20 protein-coding genes are annotated in these 20,561 nt (G+C 73.3%); 14 read left to right on the top strand and 6 right to left on the bottom strand.

The window, feature by feature from the left end:
• The 8 genes from E1211_RS19630 to E1211_RS19595 all read left to right on the top strand — a co-directional run.
• A partial coding sequence (locus tag E1211_RS19630) for an SDR family oxidoreductase (RefSeq protein WP_132350465.1) occupies positions 1-594 on the top strand: 594 nt, incomplete at its 5' end.
• The gene (locus tag E1211_RS19625) at positions 591-1,727 is read left to right on the top strand and encodes a gala protein (protein ID WP_132350464.1); all 1,137 of its coding nucleotides are present in this window, start codon (positions 591-593) and stop codon (positions 1,725-1,727) included. The genes E1211_RS19630 and E1211_RS19625, both read left to right, overlap by 4 nt.
• A complete protein-coding gene (locus E1211_RS19620; protein ID WP_132350463.1) occupies positions 1,724-3,382 on the top strand; it encodes an ankyrin repeat domain-containing protein in 1,659 nt (552 codons plus the stop codon). Before E1211_RS19625 ends, E1211_RS19620 begins: the two co-directional genes overlap by 4 nt.
• Complete coding sequence (locus E1211_RS19615) at positions 3,379-4,548, top strand: AAA family ATPase (RefSeq protein ID WP_371686176.1); 1,170 nt, start codon at positions 3,379-3,381, stop codon at positions 4,546-4,548. The genes E1211_RS19620 and E1211_RS19615 overlap by 4 nt, the downstream gene beginning before the upstream one ends.
• A complete protein-coding gene (locus tag E1211_RS19610; protein ID WP_132350461.1) occupies positions 4,548-5,747 on the top strand; it encodes a VWA-like domain-containing protein in 1,200 nt (399 codons plus the stop codon). The genes E1211_RS19615 and E1211_RS19610 overlap by 1 nt, the downstream gene beginning before the upstream one ends.
• Positions 5,748-5,886: 139 nt before the next feature.
• Positions 5,887-6,651, top strand: coding sequence for a DUF427 domain-containing protein (locus tag E1211_RS19605; RefSeq protein ID WP_132350460.1), 765 nt, complete (start codon positions 5,887-5,889; stop codon positions 6,649-6,651).
• Between the two features lie 450 nt (positions 6,652-7,101).
• Positions 7,102-7,824 (top strand): alpha/beta fold hydrolase, encoded by a 723-nt coding sequence (locus E1211_RS19600; RefSeq protein WP_132350459.1) that lies wholly within the window; start codon positions 7,102-7,104, stop codon positions 7,822-7,824.
• Between the two features lie 103 nt (positions 7,825-7,927).
• Entirely contained in the window at positions 7,928-8,542 is a 615-nt protein-coding gene (locus E1211_RS19595; RefSeq protein ID WP_132350458.1) for a TMEM175 family protein, read from the top strand.
• Positions 8,543-8,689: 147 nt separating this feature from the next.
• Here the strand turns inward: E1211_RS19595 and E1211_RS19590 are convergent, their stop codons facing one another.
• From E1211_RS19590 to E1211_RS19580, 4 genes are all read right to left on the bottom strand, one after another.
• Complete coding sequence (locus E1211_RS19590) at positions 8,690-9,925, bottom strand: NAD(P)/FAD-dependent oxidoreductase (protein WP_132350457.1); 1,236 nt, start codon at positions 9,923-9,925, stop codon at positions 8,690-8,692.
• Between the two features lie 398 nt (positions 9,926-10,323).
• Positions 10,324-10,734 carry a cupin domain-containing protein gene (locus tag E1211_RS19585; protein WP_132350456.1) on the bottom strand — a complete coding sequence of 137 codons (411 nt, stop codon included), beginning with the start codon at positions 10,732-10,734 and terminating at the stop codon, positions 10,324-10,326.
• Positions 10,735-10,885: 151 nt separating this feature from the next.
• Positions 10,886-11,026, bottom strand: coding sequence for a hypothetical protein (locus E1211_RS32605; protein ID WP_165947294.1), 141 nt, complete (start codon positions 11,024-11,026; stop codon positions 10,886-10,888).
• Positions 11,010-11,375 carry an ADP-ribosylation/crystallin J1 gene (locus E1211_RS19580; protein WP_132350455.1) on the bottom strand — a complete coding sequence of 122 codons (366 nt, stop codon included), beginning with the start codon at positions 11,373-11,375 and terminating at the stop codon, positions 11,010-11,012. The genes E1211_RS32605 and E1211_RS19580 overlap by 17 nt, the downstream gene beginning before the upstream one ends.
• A 229-nt stretch (positions 11,376-11,604) precedes the next feature.
• On the opposite strand from E1211_RS19580, the gene E1211_RS19575 reads away from it, so the two are divergent.
• From E1211_RS19575 to E1211_RS19555, 5 genes are all read left to right on the top strand, one after another.
• On the top strand, positions 11,605-12,324 hold the full coding sequence (locus E1211_RS19575; protein ID WP_132350454.1) for a GntR family transcriptional regulator: 720 nt from the start codon (positions 11,605-11,607) through the stop codon (positions 12,322-12,324).
• Positions 12,321-13,340, top strand: a complete 1,020-nt coding sequence (locus tag E1211_RS19570; protein ID WP_132350453.1) for an ADP-ribosylglycohydrolase family protein — start codon at positions 12,321-12,323, stop codon at positions 13,338-13,340. The genes E1211_RS19575 and E1211_RS19570 overlap by 4 nt, the downstream gene beginning before the upstream one ends.
• A 28-nt stretch (positions 13,341-13,368) precedes the next feature.
• Entirely contained in the window at positions 13,369-14,892 is a 1,524-nt protein-coding gene (locus E1211_RS19565) for a cytosine permease (protein WP_132350452.1), read from the top strand.
• Positions 14,889-15,824: a PfkB family carbohydrate kinase gene (locus E1211_RS19560; RefSeq protein ID WP_132350451.1), complete on the top strand. Its 936-nt coding sequence runs from the start codon at positions 14,889-14,891 to the stop codon at positions 15,822-15,824. The genes E1211_RS19565 and E1211_RS19560 overlap by 4 nt, the downstream gene beginning before the upstream one ends.
• A gap of 196 nt (positions 15,825-16,020) precedes the next feature.
• Positions 16,021-16,992 carry an NADP-dependent oxidoreductase gene (locus E1211_RS19555; RefSeq protein ID WP_207915434.1) on the top strand — a complete coding sequence of 324 codons (972 nt, stop codon included), beginning with the start codon at positions 16,021-16,023 and terminating at the stop codon, positions 16,990-16,992.
• 16 nt (positions 16,993-17,008) lie between these two features.
• On the opposite strand, the gene E1211_RS19550 is transcribed toward E1211_RS19555, so the two are convergent.
• Entirely contained in the window at positions 17,009-17,524 is a 516-nt protein-coding gene (locus E1211_RS19550; protein WP_207915433.1) for a GNAT family N-acetyltransferase, read from the bottom strand.
• A gap of 179 nt (positions 17,525-17,703) precedes the next feature.
• Between E1211_RS19550 and E1211_RS19545 the strand changes: the two genes are divergently transcribed.
• A complete protein-coding gene (locus tag E1211_RS19545; protein ID WP_132350450.1) occupies positions 17,704-18,831 on the top strand; it encodes a hypothetical protein in 1,128 nt (375 codons plus the stop codon).
• 20 nt (positions 18,832-18,851) lie between these two features.
• Here E1211_RS19545 and E1211_RS19540 read toward each other — a convergent pair.
• Positions 18,852-20,561 (bottom strand): amidohydrolase (locus tag E1211_RS19540; RefSeq protein WP_207915432.1); only part of this gene is annotated, 1,710 nt, incomplete at its 5' end.

Below are 20,561 nucleotides of genomic sequence, written 5' to 3'. Positions count from 1 at the left end.
GCCGTGGGCGCCGCCCCCACCCGGCCCGACCCGGCCGGCCTGCCGGCGCTGCTGGAGTCGTACTTCCCTGCCGGGCGGACCGACGAGACCGGGCAACCGCTCGACCTGAGGGAGGTCAACTCGTGGGTGCTGCGGGACGCGGACGTCACCCCGCGCGAGTGGTTGCAGGTGCACGTGGTCAACGCCTTCGCGCCGTTCCTGCTCACCTCCCGGCTGCGCCCGCTGATGCAGGCCAGCTCCCACCCGCAGCGGCACGTCGTGCAGGTGTCCGCCATGGAGGGCAGCTACTCGCGGGCCGGTAAGACGGTCCGTCATCCGCACACCAACATGGCCAAGGCCTCGCTCAACATGCTGGTCCGTACGGTCGCCGCCGACTACCTGACCAGCGGGATCCACATGAACAGCGTGGACACCGGCTGGGTCACCGACGAGCGCCCGCATCCGAGCAAGATCCACCAGCGTGCGCACGGCTTCCGCCCGCCGCTCGACGTGATCGACGGCGCCGCCCGGATCTACGACCCGGTGGTGCGCGGGGTCACCGGCGCGCCGGTGAGCGGCCAGTTTCTCAAGGACTACCGGAGCGTGCCCTGGTGACCGATCCGACGCCGGTGCGCTGCCCGGTCATCGCCGACCCCACCGCCGGCCTGGCCGACCCGGCCGACTTCGACCCGCTGCTGGCCCGGCTGGCCGCGTCCGCGCCGATCGACGACAGCGAGGTGTACCCACGCGGCACCGTCCGCGCCGACGGCCGCCTCGACCTGTGCAAGCAGGGCGTCGGCCCGGCGCAGAGCGCCCGGATCGTGGCGGCGGCGGTCGAGTCGCCGCTCGTCCGGCACCTGCTGCTCGGCACCAACGCGCTGGGCGAGGCGGGTGCTCGGGCGGTAGCCGACGCGCTGCGCCCCGGCCACCGGCTGCACACCCTCTACCTGGGCTGCAACCTTATCGACGCCACCGGCGTGACCGCCCTGGCCGACCGGTTGGCCGCCGACGACCAGCTCCGGGCGCTCTGGCTCAAACGCAACCCGGTCGGCGACGACGGGGTGCGCAAGCTTGCCGACGCCCTCCGCGCGAACACCACCCTGCGCACCCTGGACCTGGTCAACGTCGGGATGACCGTACGCGGGCTGACCACGCTGGCGGCGGCGCTCGCGGAGCGGCCGGTGCCGGTGCAGCGGCTCTTCCTCGGCGGCAACGGCTTCGGCCCGGACGCGGTGCCCGCCCTCGGCACGCTGATCCACACCGCCGGGCTACGCGAGCTCTACCTGGCCGCCAACCATCTCGGCGACGACGGCGTCACCGCGCTCGCCGCGCTCGCCGACGGGGTGCCGATGACGCTCGGTCTGGGCGGTAACGGCGTCACCCCGGCCGGGGTCGCGACGCTGGCCCACCACCTGGCCGCCTGGGAGGCCCTGGACCTGGCCCGACCGCCGTCGGAGCGGGCCCTCGGCGCGCGCGGCAACGTGGTCGGCGACGCCGGGGCGGAGGCGCTCGCCGACGCGCTGCCGGGCGCCCGGCTGCGCCGGCTCGACGTACGGCGCACCGAGATCGGCGGACGCGGGGCCCGGCGGCTGGTCGCGGCGATCGAGGGTCATCCGACGCTGCGCTACCTCGGCATCAACGGCGGGGTGCCGCGTAAGCAGCGTCGCCGGGCCGCGGCTCTGCTCGCCGAGCAGCCCGCGCCGCCGCCCCACGAGGACATCCAGGCGATCGCGAGCGTCTACCGGTGAACCAGCCCACCCTTCCCGAGCTGCCCGTCTGGCAACGAGTCCGCCGGTACGCCGTACCGCCGTCGATGATCGAGGCGGTGGCGGCCGCCCGCGCCGAAGGCGACTGGCGGGCCGGCTGCGCCGCCGGCCGGATCGATGTGGACCTCGACCTGGCCGAGGTGCGTCGCACGCACGGGGCCCGGCAGGCCGATCTCATCGAGGCGGACCTGAACGCGCTCGCCCCGGACCTGCTGCGCTGGCACCTGCCCCGGGTACTCGGCGGGCGCACCAGTCTCGCCACCCACCACGACTGGCTGCTGTCGACCCGGGAGGGCCGGATCGGCGGCGACGACGCCCTTCTGGTGCTGCGGACCCCGAAGACGGTGGACGGCTCGCAGCGGCTGCGGCTGGAGGTGCGCGCCGCCGTCGAGGCGAATCCCGGCTGGCCGGACCTGCCACCGGTGTTCTGGAGCGCCGAGCACGTCGCCGGGCTCCGCGAGGCGTACGGCGGCACGCCGCAGCGCATGCCGGGCTTCGAGGCCGACGGCTCGGTGCGCCCGTTCACGGTGTACCCGACGCAGGTGGACCCGGCGGACGCGGCGACGCGGACAGAGGTCTTCGACCGGCTGCTCGCCGCAGGCGACCCGGTCGGCGCGTGGGCGGCGGCCGGCGTGGACCTCGACGCCACCCCACCCGAGGGTCGCCGCCGCCACTACCTCGCCGGCGGGCTGATCGGTCAGGCCCTGCCGGTGGGACTGGCCGCCGAGCTGACCCGGCTGCGCGAGCGCTACGACCTCGACCGGCTGGTGATCCGGCACGACACGCAGCCGGTGGCCGAGGTGCGCCACGAGCCGCACGGCGTCGCGGCGCGGCTGCTCGACTACGACCGGCAGCACTACCACGCCCCCGTGCTGGCCGGCCCGGTCTACTCCCGACCGGCGGACCTGGAACTGATCCGGCGCGGCCTGCTCGACCCGGCCGAGCTGCACCCCCTGGTCCGGGGCGTGCTCTTCCCGGCCGTTGCTGCGGAGCCCGTCCGTGACCGGATCGATCTGCACCGGGACGTCCCGGTGCGGTGCCGGGGCGAGTGGCACACGCTGCGGCACGCCGACGGCCGGCTCGACCCGACGTCGCACCCGCCGGAGGAGGTCCGCCGCGAGCAGCTCCTCGGCGGTCTCGGCGGGCAGGTCGCCGGCTGTCTGAGCGCGGTGGCGGCCTGGCGCGGCTCGACCGACCACCTGCCCCGACCGCTGAAGCAGCTCCGCCGCGAAGTGCTGCTACGCATTCAGCACGGTGGCACCGCCGCGCTGGCCGCGCTGCTGGACGCCGGGCTCGACCCGCGGATGGGCGACGGCCGCGGCGGCACCCTGCTGCACCACGTCCGCTCCCTCGACGACGCCGCCCTGATCGGCCGGCTCGCCGACGCGGGCGTACCTGTCGACGCGCGGGACCGGCGCAAGCGCACCGCGCTGCACGTCGCGGCCGGCGACGGAGCCAGCCCGGAGATGGTCCGCGCCCTGTTGGAGGCCGGCGCGGACCCCACCGTGGAGGACGAGAACGGGTACGGCGCCATCGAGGTGGCCGGCTGGAAGGTCGAGATGTACGAAGAGGATGACGAGGAACCGCCGGGACCGCGCCTGATCCTGCAGATCCTCGAGGAGTGGATGGAGCGGTGAACGGGCGACTCGCCGACGCCGACGCGCTGGTCGCCGCCACCCGCGACTGGCGCTCCGAGCCGGCCCACGACCCGAAGGTCGAGGCGCTGGCCCTCGCGGTGGCGGCCAATCTGCCGGTGCTGCTCTGGGGCGAGCCGGGCATCGGCAAGTCCGCCACCCTGCAACAGCTCGCCGACGGGCTCGGCACCCCACTGGAGACCGTGATCGCCAGCGTGCACGAGCCGTCCGACTTCTCCGGGCTGCCGATCGTCGGCGACTCCCCCGCCACCGACGGGGTGCCGATGGCGCCACCGGACTGGGCCGTACGACTGGCCCGCGGCGGCACCGGTCTGCTCTTCTTCGACGAGCTCTCCTCCGCGCCGCCCGCAGTGCAGGCGGCGCTGCTGCGGGTGGTGCTGGAACGCCGGATCGGCAGCCTGCACCTGCCGGCCGCCGTGCGGATCGTCGCGGCAGCGAACCCGCCGACCAGCGCCGCCGACGGCTGGCACCTCGCGCCGCCGCTGGCCAACCGCTTCGTACACCTGCACTGGACCCACGACCCACGGACCGTGGCGCGGGGTCTGGCCGGCACCTGGCCGGCGGTGACCGTGCCGGCGGTCGAACCGGCTCGGGCCGCGTCGGCGCTGGCCCGGGCGCGCGGCGCCGTCGCCGGTTTCCTCACCGCCCGGCCCGGGCTGGCCCACCACCTGCCCGGCGACGCGGAGGCCCGCGGCGGCGCCTGGCCGTCGCCGCGCACCTGGGAGATGGCGCTGCGGCTGCTCACCTTCCACCACTGCAGCGGCACCGGCCGGGAGGCGTTGTCGCTGGCCCTGGTCGGCGCGGTCGGCGACGGCGCCGGCCTGGAGTTCGTCACCTACCTGGACAACCTCGACCTGCCCGACCCGGAGCGGGTGCTGGCCGACCCGGACGCCTTCACGCTGCCGGAACGGGGCGACCGGCAGCTCGCCTTCCTCACCGCCGTGATCTCCGCCGTGCAGGGCCGGGTCGACGAGCGACGCTGGGCGGCGGCCTGGGTGGTGCTGGAGAAGGCGGTGAAGGCCGGCGTGCCGGACGTGGCCGCCCGCGCGGCGATGGACCTCGCCGCGCTGCGCCAGCCGTCCTGGCCCGTACCCGCCGCGATCGACGCGTTCGCGGAGGTGCTGCACCTGTCCGGACGCCTGGGCTGATGAGCGGGGCGCTGGACCGGACGAAGTTGCTCGCCGCCCGGTTCCGGGCCGCGCAGGACCGGCCCTACCTGGCCTCGGCGCTGTACAGCGTCACCGTCGTCGAGTCCCGGGCCGTACCGACGATGGGCGTCGACCGCCGGTGGCGCTGCTACGTCAACCCCGACTTCGTCGCCGATCTGCCCGTGCCCCAGCTCGCCGCGGTCTGGATCCACGAGGTCGCCCACCTGCTGCGCGACCACCACACCAGAGCCGACCGGCTCGCCGCCACGCACGGCCGCGACCATCATCGGGTCAACGTGGCGCAGGACTGCGAGATCAACGACGACCTGCTCGCCGACCGGCTGCCGCTGCCACCCGGCAGGCTCGAACCGAAGACCTACGCCATGCCGTCCGGGTTGCTCTTCGAGCGCTACCTGACGTTGCTCCCGCCCGAGGTGACGGGCGGGCACGACTGCGGTTCGGGCGCCCACGGGGTGGACCGGCCGTGGGAGAGCGGAGACAGCGGCGAGGGGATCAGCGAGGTGGAGGCGGGGGCGATCCGCCGCGACACCGCCCAGCAGATCCGGTCCGCGTCCCGGGCCCGGGGCAGCGTGCCGGCGGGCTGGCGGCGCTGGGCGGACGCGATCCTGGAGCCCACCGTCGACTGGCGCCGCGCGCTGACCGGCGCGGTGCGGGAGGCGGCCGCCTGGGCCGGCGGCGCTGTCGACTACACCTACCAGCGGCCGTCGCGGCGCTCCCAGTCGATGCGCGGGGTGGTGCTGCCCCGGCTGCGGCAACCGGTGCCCCGGGTGGCGATCGTGGTGGACACCTCCGGCTCCATGTCGGACGGCCGGCTCACGGCGGCGCTGGCCGAGGTGAGCGGGGTACTGCGGGCCGTCGGCATCGGCGGCAACCGGGTCACCGTGCTCTCCTGTGACGCCGCCGTCCACGTGGTGCGCGCCGTGCACAGCGTCGGCGAGGTACGGCTCGCCGGGGGCGGCGGCACCGACATGCGGGTCGGCGTCGACGAGGCACTGCGGCACCGGCCGCACATCATCGTGGTACTCACCGACGGGTACACGCCCTGGCCCGCGGCGCCGCTGGAATCCGCCCGGCTGATCGCGGGGCTGATCGGGGTGGACGCGCCGACGCCGCCGGAGTGGATCGCCACCGTGCGCATCGACGACCCGGTGGAGCCCGGCGGGCCGGCGTCACCCTGACCTCGGCCGCACCCGGCGCAGCGCCACCGCCTGGGCCTCGGTGCCGTACGACGGCACGTGCCGGCGCGACACCCGGGGCCCGCTGATCGTTGAGCCGGTACCCCTCCCCGAGACCAGCCTGCCCGGAGACGGAGGAGACGTGCCGGACTACCCGAAAGCGTTCGTGCCGGACGACCGTGTCGAGCCGGTGCCCCGCCGGATCCGCGCGTACCTCGCGGGTGAGCTGGTGCTGGACACCCGGCGCGCGCAGTACGTCTGGGAGTGGCCCTTCTACCCCCAGTACTACGTCCCGATCGACGACGTGAACCGCAGCGTCCTGGTCGACGAGCACCGCACGGAACGGATCCGGTGCGGGACGGGACGGGTGCACGGGGTGCGCCTCGGCGAGACGTCCCGGCCGTCGTCCGCACGGTGGTACGGCGACGACGCGCTGCCCGGGCTGGCGGAGACCGTCCGGTTCGACTGGGCCGCCATGGACCACTGGTTCGAGGAGGACGAGGAGGTCTTCGTGCATCCCCGCAACCCGTACGCGCGGGTGGACGCGCTGCGCTCCACCCGCCGCGTACGGGTGGAGCTCGACGGGATCGCGCTGGCCGAGTCGGCCTCGCCGGTGCTGCTCTTCGAGACCGGCCTGCCGACCCGCTACTACCTGAACCGGACCGAGGTGAACCTCGGGCACCTCGTGGCGTCCGAGACGGCGAGCGCCTGCCCGTACAAGGGCCGGACCAGCCGCTACTGGTCCGTGCGCGTCAACGGCACCACCCACCCGGACCTGGCCTGGTCCTACGAGTTCCCCACCGGCGCGCTGCTACCCATCGCCGGGCTCATCGCCTTCTACAACGAGAAGGTCGACCTGATCGTCGACGGGGAGCGGCTGGCCCGGCCGAAGACGCACTTCTCCTGACCGTCGGAACGAGGACTCACCGGACGGGACGCTGCGCCACCTGTCGAGGAGGCGACTGAGGGCGGCGGCCCGCTCTTGCGGGGTCTCCTCGTCGTCGCTGAGCCCGGCGGCGTACGCCCGCAGCAGGCCGTGCACCTGGTACCGGCCGGACCGCAGCCGGGCGAGCGTGTGCGCATCCAGCTCCGATCGTCACCACTGATCTTCAGCGCGTCGCCAACGCCGCCAAGGTCCGCTCCTGCGGCGCTCGGCTGGGGCCCGCTCCATGTCGCTGATCGCCCGGCCACTCACCCCGGACGCCGTGGACAGCGCCCCGAGAGTCATCCCCGCCGGCTGCCGGAGCTCCCTCAACCGCTGCCCGAACAGTGAAGGTGGCCACACGCCTGTCACAAGTCCCCTGGCTGTGCTGTCTCGGTTCCCGGAGTCCGATAAAAACCCGCCGGGAGACACGTCATGACCAACCGGAAGCCGACCGTGGTGCTCGTCCACGGCGCCTTCGCCGAGTCCGCGAGCTGGGTCGGGGTCGTCGAGCAGCTGCAGGCGGAGGCCGTGCCCGTGGTCGCCGTCGCCAACCCCCTGCGCGACCTCCCCGCCGGCGCCACCTACCTGCGCGACGTCATCGCCGCCGTCGAGGGTCCCGTGGTCCTCGTCGGCCACTCCTACGGCGGCATGGTGATCACCGAGGCCGCGGCCGGACTCGACGGCGTCGCGGCCCTCGTCTACGTCTGCGCGTTCGCCCCCGACCACGGCGAGTCCGCGTTCGAGCTGTCGACCAGGTTCCCCGGCAGCACCCTCGGTGAGACGCTGGCCGCCCACCCGGTCACGGCCGGCGGCGTCGAGTTCACCATCCGGCCCGACGCCTTCCACCACCAGTTCGCCGCCGACACCTCACCCGCCCAGGCCGCCGTGATGAGCGCGACCCAGCGCCCGGTCACCGAGACCGCCCTCCGCACCGGCCTGCCCACCGGTACCCCGGCCTGGAGGACGCTCCCCTCCTGGTTCGTCTACGGCGACCAGGACCTCTGCATCCCGGTCGCCCTGCACCGGCAGATGGCCGAGCGGGCCGGCGCCGAGGGAGTGCGCGAGATCCCCGGGGCCTCCCACGCGCTCACCGTGTCCCGACCCGACGTGGTCACCACGGCGATCCTCGACGCGATCGACACGGTCACGGCGTAGCCCCGACCAGTGGGGCCGGCCGTCACGGCCGGCCCACCCGATCGGCTGCCGCCGCGGCCGATCCGTCCGAAGCGGAATTCCGGTATCGAAGGAGAGCGGCGCGGTGCGGACCAGTCGACTCGAAGCGTTCAGTGATGGAGTGCTCGCCATCATCATCACGATCATGGTGTTGGAGCTGCGGGTGCCGGAGGGGCACCACATCTCCGACCTCCTCCACAGCAGCGGAGTCGGGCTCCTGACGTACCTGCTCAGCTTCGGCTACGTGGGCATCTACTGGAACAACCACCACCACATGTTCCACCTGGTCCGCCGGGTCAACGGCGGCGTGCTCTGGGCGAACCTGGCGCTGCTGTTCCTGCTGTCGCTCTTCCCGTTCACGACCGCCTGGGTCGACGAGACCGGGTTCGAACCGACTCCCGTCGTCGTCTACGGCGTCAACCTGTTCAGCGCGGCCGTCGCCTACCTCGTGCTCCAGCGCGTCATCATCCGCCAGCAGGGGCCGGAGTCACCGCTGCGCAAGGCCCTCGGCACCGACCTCAAGGGAAAGCTCTCCCCGGTGCTCCACGTCGCGGGGATCGTCAGCGCGCTGACGATCGACCGCGACGGGCGCATCGGCGTATGGATCGCCCTGACCTGCTTCGCCCTCATCGTGATCATGTGGGCAATCCCCGACCGTCGCATCGCCCGCGCGGTCCGTGAGCACGAGGTCACGGGCTGAGCCGTCAGGCGGGCGCCATCGGCAGCAACACGATCATCCGGGTGTCGCCGCGCTCGGACTGCACCCGGATGTCTCCGTGATGCTCGCCCGCCTTCTCCTCCGCCGGCGGCAGCACCGGCCGGACGCCGGTGCTGCCGTCGCTGCCGCTCAGGACAGGAGGTCGGCGAGCGGCACCGTGGGGTCGGCCAGGCGGGCCGGGTCCACGCGCCGGCCGGAGAAGCCCGCCTCGATCAGCTTCTGGATCTGGTCGTTGACGTCCCAGACGTTGACGTTCATGCCGGCCGCCACCCGGCCGTCGACGGCCCAGAAGACGATGCACTCGCGCGCCTCCAGATCGCCGCGCACCACGAGATCCGCGGTTGACCCGGGCGGCAGCCACCCGGCGTACTCCATGCCCAGGTCGTACTGGTCGGTGAAGAAGTACGGCACGCGGGTCCACGGCGTGCCGCGGTCGAGCATGGAGCGCGCCGCCGCCGGACCCGAGTGCAGGGCGTTGGCCCAGTGCTCGACCCGGATCCGGGTGCCGTACCGCGGGTGGTCGACGTTCGCGATGTCGCCCGCGGCGAAGACGTTCGGGTCGCTGGTGCGGTGGTACGCGTCGACGAGCACACCGTTCCCGACCGCCAACCCGGCCCGCCGCGCCAGCTCCACGTCGGGGTCGGCCCCGATCGCCACGAGCACGTGGTCGGTCTCCACGGTCGTACCGTCGTCGAGCAGCACCTGCTCCACGCGGGTGCCGCCGCGCAGCTCCTGGACCCGGCTGCCGAAGCGGAAGTCGACACCGTGGCCGCGGTGCAGGTCGGCGAAGACAGCACCGATCCGGTCGCCCAGCACGCGACCCAGCGGAACGGAGTCCGGCGTCACGACGGTGACCGAGACTCCCCGCTGCCGGGCCACGGCCGCCACCTCCATCCCGATCCAACCGGACCCGATGATGGTCAGCTGGCCGCCGTCGCGCAGCACGTCGGAGAGTCGCTGGGCGTCGTCGTAGCTGCGCAGGTACAGCACGTTCTCGCGGTCGCCGCCCGGTCCGGGGAACCGCCGCGGCGTCGAACCGGTGGCCAGCAGCAGCCGGTCGTAGGCGACCTCCTCCGTGCCGGTGCGCACGGTGCGGTTCCGCACGTCCAGGTCGGTCACCCGCACGCCCAGGCGCAGGTCGATGTCGTGCTGGGCGTACCAGTCCAGCTCGTGCAGGAAGGGGCTCTCCGCGTCGGCCGTGCCGAGGAGCAGCCCCTTGGTCAGCGGCGGCCGTTCGTACGGCCGTCGTGCGTCGTCGCCGATCAGGACGACCCGACCGGCGAAGCCCTCCGAGCGCAGGGCCTCGGCGGCCTTCGCGCCGGCGAGGCTGGCGCCGACGATGACGAACGTGTCGGGGTTCGGCATGCTCTTCTCCGTCATCCGGCGGCGTGCTGCCGCCAGTAGTCACTCAGCCGGGCGGTGGCCCGGCGATACCGCTCGATCCTCCGGCCCCGCCCGGCAGGCGGACAACCGGCACCGGATCATGCGATACGCCAAGCTACGTGGTGGACAGTGCAGAACGAGTGCCACCACCTGCGGCTGGACGACGGACGGCGTGCCGTGTTCCGGGCCGGATCCGGCAAGCGCGCAGCGACGAGACCGGCCCCGGGGGCGATCCGCGCCGGCCCCTCACGATCGCCGGCTTCGTCTGCCGGGTCGGAGCCTCCGGATGGAGGAGGGTCGACTCGGTCGACCGCCCTCCGTCCGTGCGACCGCCGCCGGGACGGGTGAAGCCGTTGGGAACAACGGCTTCACCGGCGGGGTCAGGGCTGGGTGTACCGCAGGTGCCGCCGCTCGGCCAGCTCCTCCTCGCTGACCACGGTCAGGACCGGAGTTCCGGGCGGCGCGAACATGGTCACCACCAGCTGCGACTGGGCATCCGACAGGTTGTTGGCGCCCTGGTAGTGGATCACGTCGCCGCCGGGCTCGAACAAGGCGTCACCGGCCTTGATGACCCGGGGCGGCTTCCCCTCCAGCTCGAAGAGGATCTCGCCCTGCGTCACGTAACCGAAGAGCGGCCCGGGGTGCCGGTGCGGCGGCGCGCCGGGGTCACCGGGGGCGAGGGTGACCCGGACGGTCCTGGCCTCGGCTCCGGCGGGGATCCGCTCCCTCGCGTCCGGCAGGGTCTCGATCCACTCGACGCCCGGGGGCAGGTGCTTGTGCTCGCCGCTCATGTGTTTCCTCCAAACAGCGGATTGTCTACCGGAACGACAAGACAACTCCCCTGCCTGTGACAGCCCTGCGCGGCGAACCCGCCCAGGACGCGGCGTCCCGAGCACGCGAGCCGCCCTCGTTCAGTCCCGGCGGGTGTTCACGCGGCTCTCGTCAGCGGGGCATCGCGGCGTACTCGGCCGTCAGGTAGGAGCGGTAGGTGATCACCGCCGGAATCGTCACGTTCAGCTTCCCGCGCACCTCCTCGACGACCGCCCCGCCCGAGGGCGCGAACCGCTCAGGCCGATGCTCCACCGCCGGATCGGAACTCGTGGACGACCTCGATCGGCCCGACGATGTGCTGGTTGAACTCGTCGAGTTCCTCCGCCGGCACCCACAGTTCGAGGATGTCGCGACCGCCGGTCCGCCGAACCGGGTACCTGGACGCGAACTCCCAATCGACCTCGAAGCGCGTCACGTAGCCGACGCCCGAGGCGGGCACGTTCCAGTCCCGGGCGATCATGATCGCGTACTGCTCGTTCAGTACCGGGTAGAAGATCGGCTGGTCCGGCAGGCGCGGCGGCCACGCCTTCCAACCGGAGGCGCGTACGAGGTCCAGCTCCGTGGGACCGGTAGGCCGCCACAGGGTCATCGTCTCGCTCACCGCAGTCTCCTTCCTGGTCGGGGCAGGCTAGCGGTGGGATCCGCGCAGCGGCCAACGGTTTCCTGCGGCCCGTCACGACTTCCAGGAAGTCGCGGTATCCGTCGCCAGGGACAGGCCGACTTCACGGCAAACCGAGTCGATCATGGGCGCCCGGCGCCGGACCGCACCTCCAGCCAGGCCTTGATCTTCAGCGTTGTCGATTGCCCAGGCCGGAGCTACCCTACTGGACATGTTTGGACAGGTGCTCAAGTTGAAGCACGAGCGGGTCGCCGAGCAGCTCGCCCGGGAGATCCGGAAGGGCCGGCTGGCCCCGGGTAGCCGGCTGCCCGGCGAGCACGCCCTCGCGACCCGGTTCGATGTGAGCCGGAACACTGTTCGCCAGGCCCTCATCGACCTCACCCGGCAGGGGCTGATCCAGACGCGCTCCGGCAAGGGCTCGTTCGTGACCTTCGACGGCCGGACGATCGACGACCGGCTCGGCTGGTCCCGCGCCCTGGCCGAGCAGGGCGTCCCCACAACCGTACGCACGCTCCGCCTCGAACTGGTCCACGAGCCCGAGCTGGCCGAGCGGTTCGACCTGGCGTCGGCCGAGTTCGTCGCGATCGACCGGCTCCGGTCGCTCGACGAGGGCCCGGCGATCTCGATCGAACGGAGCCGGATCCCGGCCGCCGGTCCGCTGCGGGACCTGCCCGAGCAGGGTCTCACCGGCTCCCTCTACGCGGCGCTGCGCGCGGCCGGCCTCGCGCCGGCGCAGGGCGAGGAGTGGGTCGACCTGGCCCGGGTGACGCAGCCGGACGCGGAGCTGCTGGGCTGCGGCGACGGCGATCTCTTCCTGCGCACCCAGCGGCTGAGCCTGGACGCGCGAGGCGAGTTCGTCGAGTACGTGGAGAGCCTGTTGAAGCCGGACCGGTTCCGGCTGCACCTACGCTTCGGGGAGGCGTCGGAATGACCGCTTCCATTCCGGCCGTGACGATCGAGTCGCGCGCGGTCGGGGCCCTGACCGGGCTCGCCGTCGGCGACGCGCTCGGCATGCCGACCCAGTCCATGCCGCGGCAACGCATCGTCGCGCGCTACCCCCGGCTGACCGGCTTCGAGCCGGGCCCCGCGGACCAGCCGATCGCGCCCGGAATGCCGGCCGGGTCGGTGACCGACGACACCGAGCAGGCGCTGCTGCTCGGGCAGCTGCTCGTCGAGGGCCGGGGGCACGTCGACGGGCATCGTCTCGCCAAGGCCCTGCTGGCCTGGGAGGACGACATGCGCCGGCGCGGCTCGCTGGACCTGCTCGGCCCGTCGACCCGGGCCGCCGTCGCGGCCGTGGCCGCCGGCCGTCCGCTGGAGGAGGCCGGCCGCTTCGGAACGACCAACGGGGCGGCCATGCGGATCGCCCCGGTGGGGATCGCGGTGCCCGCCACCGACCTGGGCCGGCTCGTCGATCGGGTCGTCGAGGCGAGCTGGGTCACCCACAACACCGGCGTCGCCCTGGCCGGCGCCGCCGCCGTCGCCGCCGCGGTCAGCGCCGGCCTGGACGGCGCGGACACCGCCACCGCGACCGCGACCGGCGTACGGGCGGCGCAGCTGGCCGCCGGACGCGGCAACTGGATCGCGTCGGCGGACATCGCAGCCCGGATCGGCTGGGCGACCGAGCTGGTGGCGGGACGGGCGCCGGACGAGGCCGCCGACCTGATCTACCGCCTCGTCGGGACGAGCGTGGCGACCCAGGAGTCCGTTCCGGCGGCCTTCGCGGTGCTCGCCGTCCACCCCGACGACCCCTGGCAGGCCTGCCTCTTCGCGGCGGGTCTGGGCGGCGACACCGACACGATCGCCGCCATGGTCGGCGCCATCGCCGGCGCCGGTCACGGCGTCGGCTCCTTCCCGAGCACGGCCCGGGAAACGATCGAGAAGGCCAACCACCTTCCCCTCGCAGAACTGGCAGCACACCTACTCACCCTTCGTCAGCGCAGCTGACGCCGGTACCCGCAAAGGCAGGACGACGATGTCCACGACGGAACTGACCGGCACGACCCCGGCCGACACCAACCGGGTCGGTGCCATCGAGACCAGAGGCATCGAGCCGGTGCCCCCCACCGAGCGCACGGGCGGACCGGGCCAGCTCTTCTGGGTCTGGTTCGCGGCCAACATCTCCATCCTGGGGCTGCCGCTCGGCGCCACGCTGGTCGCGCTGCGCGGCATGAACATCTGGCAGGCGCTGCTGGTCGCCGCGATCGGCTCGTTCGGCTCGTTCGCCCTCGTCGGCCTGATCAGCCTGGCCGGCAAGTGGGGTGGCGCGCCCAGCATGACGCTCTCCCGCGCGATCTTCGGGCCGCGCGGCAACCACGGGCCGACGGTGATCTCCTGGCTCTCCCGGGTCGGCTGGGAGACGGTCAACACCACGACCGCCGCGTACGCGCTGCTCGCCCTGCTGGACATCGCGTTCGGGCTCACCGCGAACCCCGTGCTGACCGTGATCAGCCTGCTGGTCTTCGTGGCGCTCACCCTGGTCGTCTCGGGCTTGGGACACGCCACGCTCGTCTGGATCCAGCAGTGGGCGACGTACGTCTTCGGCGCGCTGAACATCATCGTCGCGGCGTTCCTGATCGCCCGGGTGGACTGGGACGCGGTGCTCGACGCCCCGGCCGCCCCGCTGAGCGTCGTCATCGCCGGCATCGGTGTGATCGCCGCCGGCACCGGCATCGGGTGGGCGAACGCGGGCGCCGACATGGCCCGCTACCAGCACCGGAACGTGCGGGGCGGGCGGATCGTCGCCGCGGCCTCGGCCGGCGCCGGAATCCCGCTGTTCCTGCTCATCGGGCTGGGTGGCCTGCTCTCGGCCGGCGACGGCAGCCTCGCCTCCGCCAGCGACCCCGTCTCGGCGATCCAGGTGATGCTCCCGTCGTGGATGGCGGTGCCGTACCTGCTCGCCGCGTTCGGTGGCCTGCTGCTCTCCAACAACCTCTCGGTCTACTCCGCCGGACTCACCATGATCACCCTCGGTGTCCGGACCCGCCGGGTGGTCGCCGTCGGCCTGGACATCGTGCTCACCCTCGCCGGTGGCATCTACTTCATGCTGATCGCCGGGAACTTCTACGGACCGTTCATCACCTTCATCTCGCTGCTCGCCGTACCGATCACCGCCTGGGTGGCGGTCTTCCTCGGCGACATGCTCTTCCGGCGGGAGTACGACTCGCGTGGCCTGATGGACACCGCGCGGACCAGCGTCTACTGGTACCACGGCGGGTTCCGCTGGTCGGCCGTGCTGTCGTGGCTGGCCGGCACCGTCGTCGGTCTGCTCTTCCTCACCGCCTCGACCTCCGCCGACGACGTCTGGTTCAGCGGTCCGCTCGCGGACTCCTGGCTGGGCACGAACGGGCTCGGCTGGGTCGCGGCCTTCGTCGTCGCCGGCATCCTGTACCTGCTCTTCGGCGCCCGCAGCGCCCGGCGCGGCGGCACGGCGGGACGGGTCGGGCAGCGCCTGCCCGAGGTCGAGGCGAGCCACCGGAGCACGGGGGCCGAGCGATGACCGCTTCGTCGCCCCGGCTGGTGCACACCGGCAACGTCGTCGTCGACGTGGTGATGTACCTGCCGCGGCTGCCCGAGGCCGGTGGGGACGTCCTCGCCTCGGGCAGCCGGATCACCGCCGGTGGTGGACTCAACGTCATGGTGGGCGCGGCCCGGCAGGGACTGCCCGTGGCGTACGCCGGGATGCACGGCACCGGCCCTTTCGGGGACCTGGCCCGCGAGCACCTGGCCCAGGCGGGCATCGAGGTCGTGCAGCCGGCGCTGCCGGACGTCGACACCGGGTTCAGCGTCGCGCTGATCGACCCGACCGGCGAGCGCACGTTCGCCACGAGCGTCGGTGCGGAGGCGCGGCTCGGATCGGCGGACCTGGCGCGGGTCGACCTGCGACCCGGCGACGTCGTGTACGTCTCCGGCTACAGCCTGGCCTACCCGTCCAACGGTCCGGCGCTGGCGGCCTGGCTGCCGACGCTCGCCCCGGAGGTCACCGTCGTCGTCGACCCCGGCCCGCTGGTCGCCGAGATACCCGGGCCGGTCCTCACGGCCGCCCTGGAACGCGCCGACTGGTGGAGCTGCAACGAGCGGGAGGCGCGGATCCTCACCGATCGGACCGATCCCGAGGTGGCCGCCGCCGCGCTGGCGAGCCGCACCGGGCGGGCCGGTGTGGTGGTCCGTACCGGGCCGGAGGGCGCCGTCCTCGCCACGGCCGGCCGGACCGTGTCCGTGCCGGCCTTCCCGGTGACCGCCGTGGACACCAACGGCGCCGGGGACGCCCACCTGGGTGCCTTCATCGCGGCCCTGGTGAGCGGCCTCGACCCGGTGCAGGCCGTCCGTCGCGCCAACGCCGCCGCAGCGCTTGCCGTCACCCGGCAGGGGCCCGCGACCGCCCCCACCGCCGGGGAGGTCGACGAGCTGCTCGGTAGCCCGACCGGGTGAACGAGGCCCGGCCGGGGCCCGCCACGGCGGGCGTACGGCATGCTGCGATCGACGATGCCGGCGCGGGCCCGAGGCGCGGCACGGCGGTTCGCCGCACAGGTTGACGGCACCCGCCGCGCGCTCGGCCCTGCGGCGGCTGCCGGACGGCGCGGCCGGCACCGGCGGCCGGAGACAGCAGGGCGGAGAGGAAGACCAGATGGCAGACGGCGACGTGCCCGAGCGGATGCAGGTCGCGGCCCTCGACGAGTTCGGCGGCCCGGAGGTGATCACGCCGCGCATGTTGCCCGTGCCGCAGATCGCCGACGACGAGATCCTGCTCAAGGTCTGGACCGCCGGCGTCGGGGTGTGGGACGCGATGCGCCGTCAAGGCATGCTGGTGCCCGACGGCGCGTCCTTTCCGCTCGTGCCCGGCACCGACGCGGCGGGGACTGTCGCCGCAGTCGGCGGCAAGGTGACCGACCTGGCCGTGGGCGACGTGGTCTACGCCTCCGACTCCACCGCACCGAAGGGCGGCTTCTACGCCGAGTACGCGGCGACCAAGGCGCAGTACGTCGCGAAGCTGCCGTCGGGCGTGCCGGTGGAACACGCGGGGGCGATGCCGACCGACGCGCTGACCGCGTTGTCCGGACTGGATCTCCTCAGCCTGCCGGCCGGCGCGTGGCTGCTGATCTTCGGCGCGAGCGGCGGTCAGGGACACCTGGCCGTGCAGCTGGCGAAGCGGCAGAACCTCAACGTGATCGCGGTGGCGTCCGGCGCCGAGGGCGTGGCACTGGTGACCCGGCTCGGCGCCGACGTGGCCCTCGACGGCCACGGGGACATCGCCGAGGTGCTGGCCCGGATCCGGGAGGTGGCCCCGAGCGGCGTCGACGGGCTGCTCGCGATGGCGGGCGGTCCGACGCTGGACCAGCTCGGCGAGGCGGTACGCGACGGCGGGGTGCTCGCCTACCCCAACGGTGTGCAGCCGGCGCCGAACGAGCGACCCGGCATGACGGTTCAGGCGTACGACGGTGAGAGCAACCCCGGCCAGTTGCGGCGCCTCAACGAGCTCATCGAGGCGGGACCGTTCCAGGTGCACGTCGCGGAGAAGTTCCCGCTGGGGCGAGCCGCCGAGGCCCACCGGCGGCTGCTGACGTCCTTCCCGGGCAAGCTGCTGCTCACCGTGCGCTGACCGCCGATCGAGCGTGTCATCGGCCAGGCAGGGCCCGCTCCAACTCGACCAGGGCCAGCGGAGGACCGTCGCCGAAGTCGTGGTCGTGGGTCCTGCCGGTCTCGACGAAGCCGTTCTTGGCGTAGAAGCGGCGCGCTTGGGCGGAGTCCCGCAGCGTCCACAGATGCACCTCGTCGTACCCGGCGTCGCGCGCTCGGTCCAGGACGTTCGCCAACAGGACCGTCGCGACGCCGCTGCCCCAGACGTCCGGGTGGGCGAAGAAGGTATGGAGCTCCGCGAGGCCGGGGCGGGACGTCGAGGCCCCGAACCGGGCGAAGGCCCCCGGCCGCTCGTTCAACCGCGCCAGCAGGATCGTGTCCCCGCCCTCGGCCAGAATCCCGTGCCACTTGGTGCGCCGCTCCTCGATGCCGGCCGCGGCGACCTTCGCCGTGCAGAGCGGGCCGTGCGAGACGCCCCAGGACAGGGCATGGATCTCGCCGAGGATGTCCCCGTCACCGGGCTCCGCGGGGTGGACCGTGATCAGGGCGGACATGGCGTAGACGCTACTGCGGGCGGCACCGCGAGCAGCACGCGGGCAGGACGCCGATCGCCGACCGGTGCCCTGAGCGCACCGACGAGCTGCCCCGGGAAGATGGATCAAATCGCTGCCGGAACCGAGGTGTCCGGCTCCAAGGGGCAACCCTCACCGCGTGTTGCTGCCATTGTGTGTCAATGAGATCTTGGCGTCCGAAAACCGGCCGTCCGACGCTGCTGCTCAGGCGCGGTGCTGCCCCGTCGGGTGCGTACGGTGGCGTCCGTCGGCTGTCGCTGCTGCTGTTCGTGCTCGCCCTCGCGGCGGGCTGCTCCGATCCGGCAGAGGCGCCCGCCTCGCTGCTCGCCGACGGCAGTGTCCCCTGGGCCGACCTGAAGATCACCGCCGAGGACCTCAACGGGCGACCGACCGCGCCACGCTCCCCGGCAGCCGGAAGCAGACCGTGCCGGGCGGACCAGCTCTCCGGCCGGCTCACCGACTGGGTACGCCCCGGCAACGGCGGCGAGACCCCTCGCGGCATGGACTCCAGCATCGGCAAGCTCATCGGTGAGGTGGACGTCCGGAACGCCTCGAAGGTGGAGTGCACGTTGCAGGGCGAGGTACCCACCACCATGCTCGCCGGTGCCAGCAGGATTCCCATGCTGTACACGCACGGCATCAACGAAGAGGGTCGCGCCCGCGTGGTCGCTGTCCCCCCTGGCGGCCACGCCAGCCTGCGACTGGACTGGTCCGGACCGTTCTGTCAGCCGGCCGACATCCCGCTGGAGCTGGCGATCGAGCTGCCGAACGGCGGGGGCACCCTGCTCGCACCGGTCAGCGCGGACGACCGGCCCGGCTGCCCGCGGGGCGAGGGAATCAACCCGAACGCCCGGGCGGCACTGTCGGCGAGCGGGTTCACCGAGCCAGCCGCGGCGTCGCCACCTCCGGACTCGCCGCTCGACCGGCTCACCGTCGCCGTCGCGGGGCCGCCCACCGCCCCGGCCGGGTCACGGCTCACCTTCCGCGTAACGCTCGGCAACCCGACCGGCCGCCCGCTCGCGCTGGACCCCTGCCCGGGGTATTCGATGGAGCGGTTCTCCCTGGGCGACACGACGAACGAACCGGTGAACACGTTCCAGCTGTACCGGCTGAACTGTCGCCCGCTCCCGAAGATCGGGGCCGGCGGCACCTCCGTCTTCGAGATGACGACGGAGGTGCCCGCCTCGATGCGCCCAGGGCGGGAGCTCACCGTCACCTGGAAGCTCTACCTGCCGCACTACGCGCAGCGCGGAAACCAGCTCGGCGCCTTCACCCTGCGAGTCACCTGAGGGGAGTTCGCCGGACCGGATCAGAGGTCGCCGTACTCGCCGACCTGCCGCCCGCCGACCCAGGTACGCAGGATCCCGGTCTGCCACATCGCCCGGTTGGCCGGCAGGCGGAACGGGTCCAGGTCGGTGAGCACGAAGTCGGCCCACTTGCCCGGTTCGAGGGTGCCGATCACCCGCTCCTGGTGGGCCGCGTACGCGGCGTCGAGGGTGAACGAACGCAGCGCCTCGACCGGGGTCATCGCTTCCTCGGAGTACCACCCGCCGGCCGGTCGGCCCTCCCGGTCGGTACGGGTCACCGCGGCGTGCATGCCCTCGAAGGGCAGCGCGGAGGAGACCGGGAAGTCCGAGCCGGAGGCGATGACAGTCCCCTGGTCGAGCAGCTTGCGCCACGCGTACGCGCCCTTGATGCGCTCCGGGCCCACCCGGTCCTCGGCCATGTTCATGTCGTCGGTCGCGTGCACCGGCTGCATCGACGCGATGAGGTCCAGCCGCTTGAACCGCCGGATGTCGTCGAGCGCGACGACCTGGGCGTGCTCGATGCGGTGCCGCAGGCCCCGATCGCCGACCGTGCGGAAGGCCTTCTCGTAGGCGTCGAGGACGAGCCGGTTACCCCGGTCGCCGATGGCGTGGATCGCGGCCTGGTAGCCCTGGCGGAGGATCGCCACGACCCGCCGGTCCAACTCCTCCGGCTCGATCCGCAGCAGCCCGGTGTTCGCGGGGTCGTCGCTGTAGGGCTGGAGCAGGGCGGCCCCTCGGCTGCCCAACGCCCCGTCGACGTAGAGCTTCACGGTGCGGACGCGGAGCATGTCGGCCGCGAACGAGTCGGTGTGCACGTCGGCGCCGACCTCGCTGAACGCATCCCAGGTCAGGAAGGCGTTCACCCGCATCGTGAGGGTTCCCGCGCCGGCCAGCTCGCGCAGCACCAGGTAGCCGGCGGCGTCGGTCCCCGCGTCGGAGACGGAGGTGATGCCGACGGCGTTGAGCTTCTGCTGCGCGATGAGGGCCCGCTGCCGTACGTCCTCGATGGTCGGTGCGGGAAGCTTCGAGGAGACGAGGCCCATCGCGTTGTCGACGAGCGTTCCGGTCGGGTTGCCCTCCGCGTCGCGGATGATCTGGCCGCCGGCGGGATCGGGAGTATCCCGGGTGACGCCGGCGAGAGCCAGCGCCGCGCTGTTTGCCACGCCCGCGTGGCCGTCGACCCGGGTCAGCCAGACCGGCCGGTCGCTGACGACCACGTCGAGGTCGGCGGCGGTCGGGAACCGCCCGAGCCCCCAGATCACCTGATTCCAGCCCCGTCCCGTGACCCAGGTCAGATCCGGGTTGGCGGCGGCGTACCCGGCGAGGGCCTGCTGTGCCTCCGCCAGGGACCGAGTGCCGCTGAGATCCAGCTCGGACGCGAGGGCGCCGTAGCTCCAGAGGTGGCCGTGCGCGTCGTGCATGCCGGGCAGCAGGACGCGGCCCTTGCCGTCGACCCGGCGCACACCCCGACCGGCGTGGGCGTCGAGCCCGGCGACCTTCCCGTTCGCGGAGATCAGGATGCTGGAGAACTCCCGCAGCCGCCCCTTGCGGGTGAGCGTGTAGCCGCGGACGTTCTCCACCAGCACCGGGCCGCGTCCCGTGCCGTGCGTCGTGGCGGCCTGTGCCGCGCCGCCGGGCAGGGCGGGGAGGACTGCGGCGCCGACACCGACGCCGAGCAGTCTCAGGAGCTGAGCGCGGGTGAGGGTCTGTCT

This window comes from Micromonospora sp. 15K316, assembly GCF_004348525.1.
GTDB lineage: Bacteria > Actinomycetota > Actinomycetes > Mycobacteriales > Micromonosporaceae > Micromonospora.
This window is presented reverse-complemented; position numbering and strand designations above follow the sequence as displayed.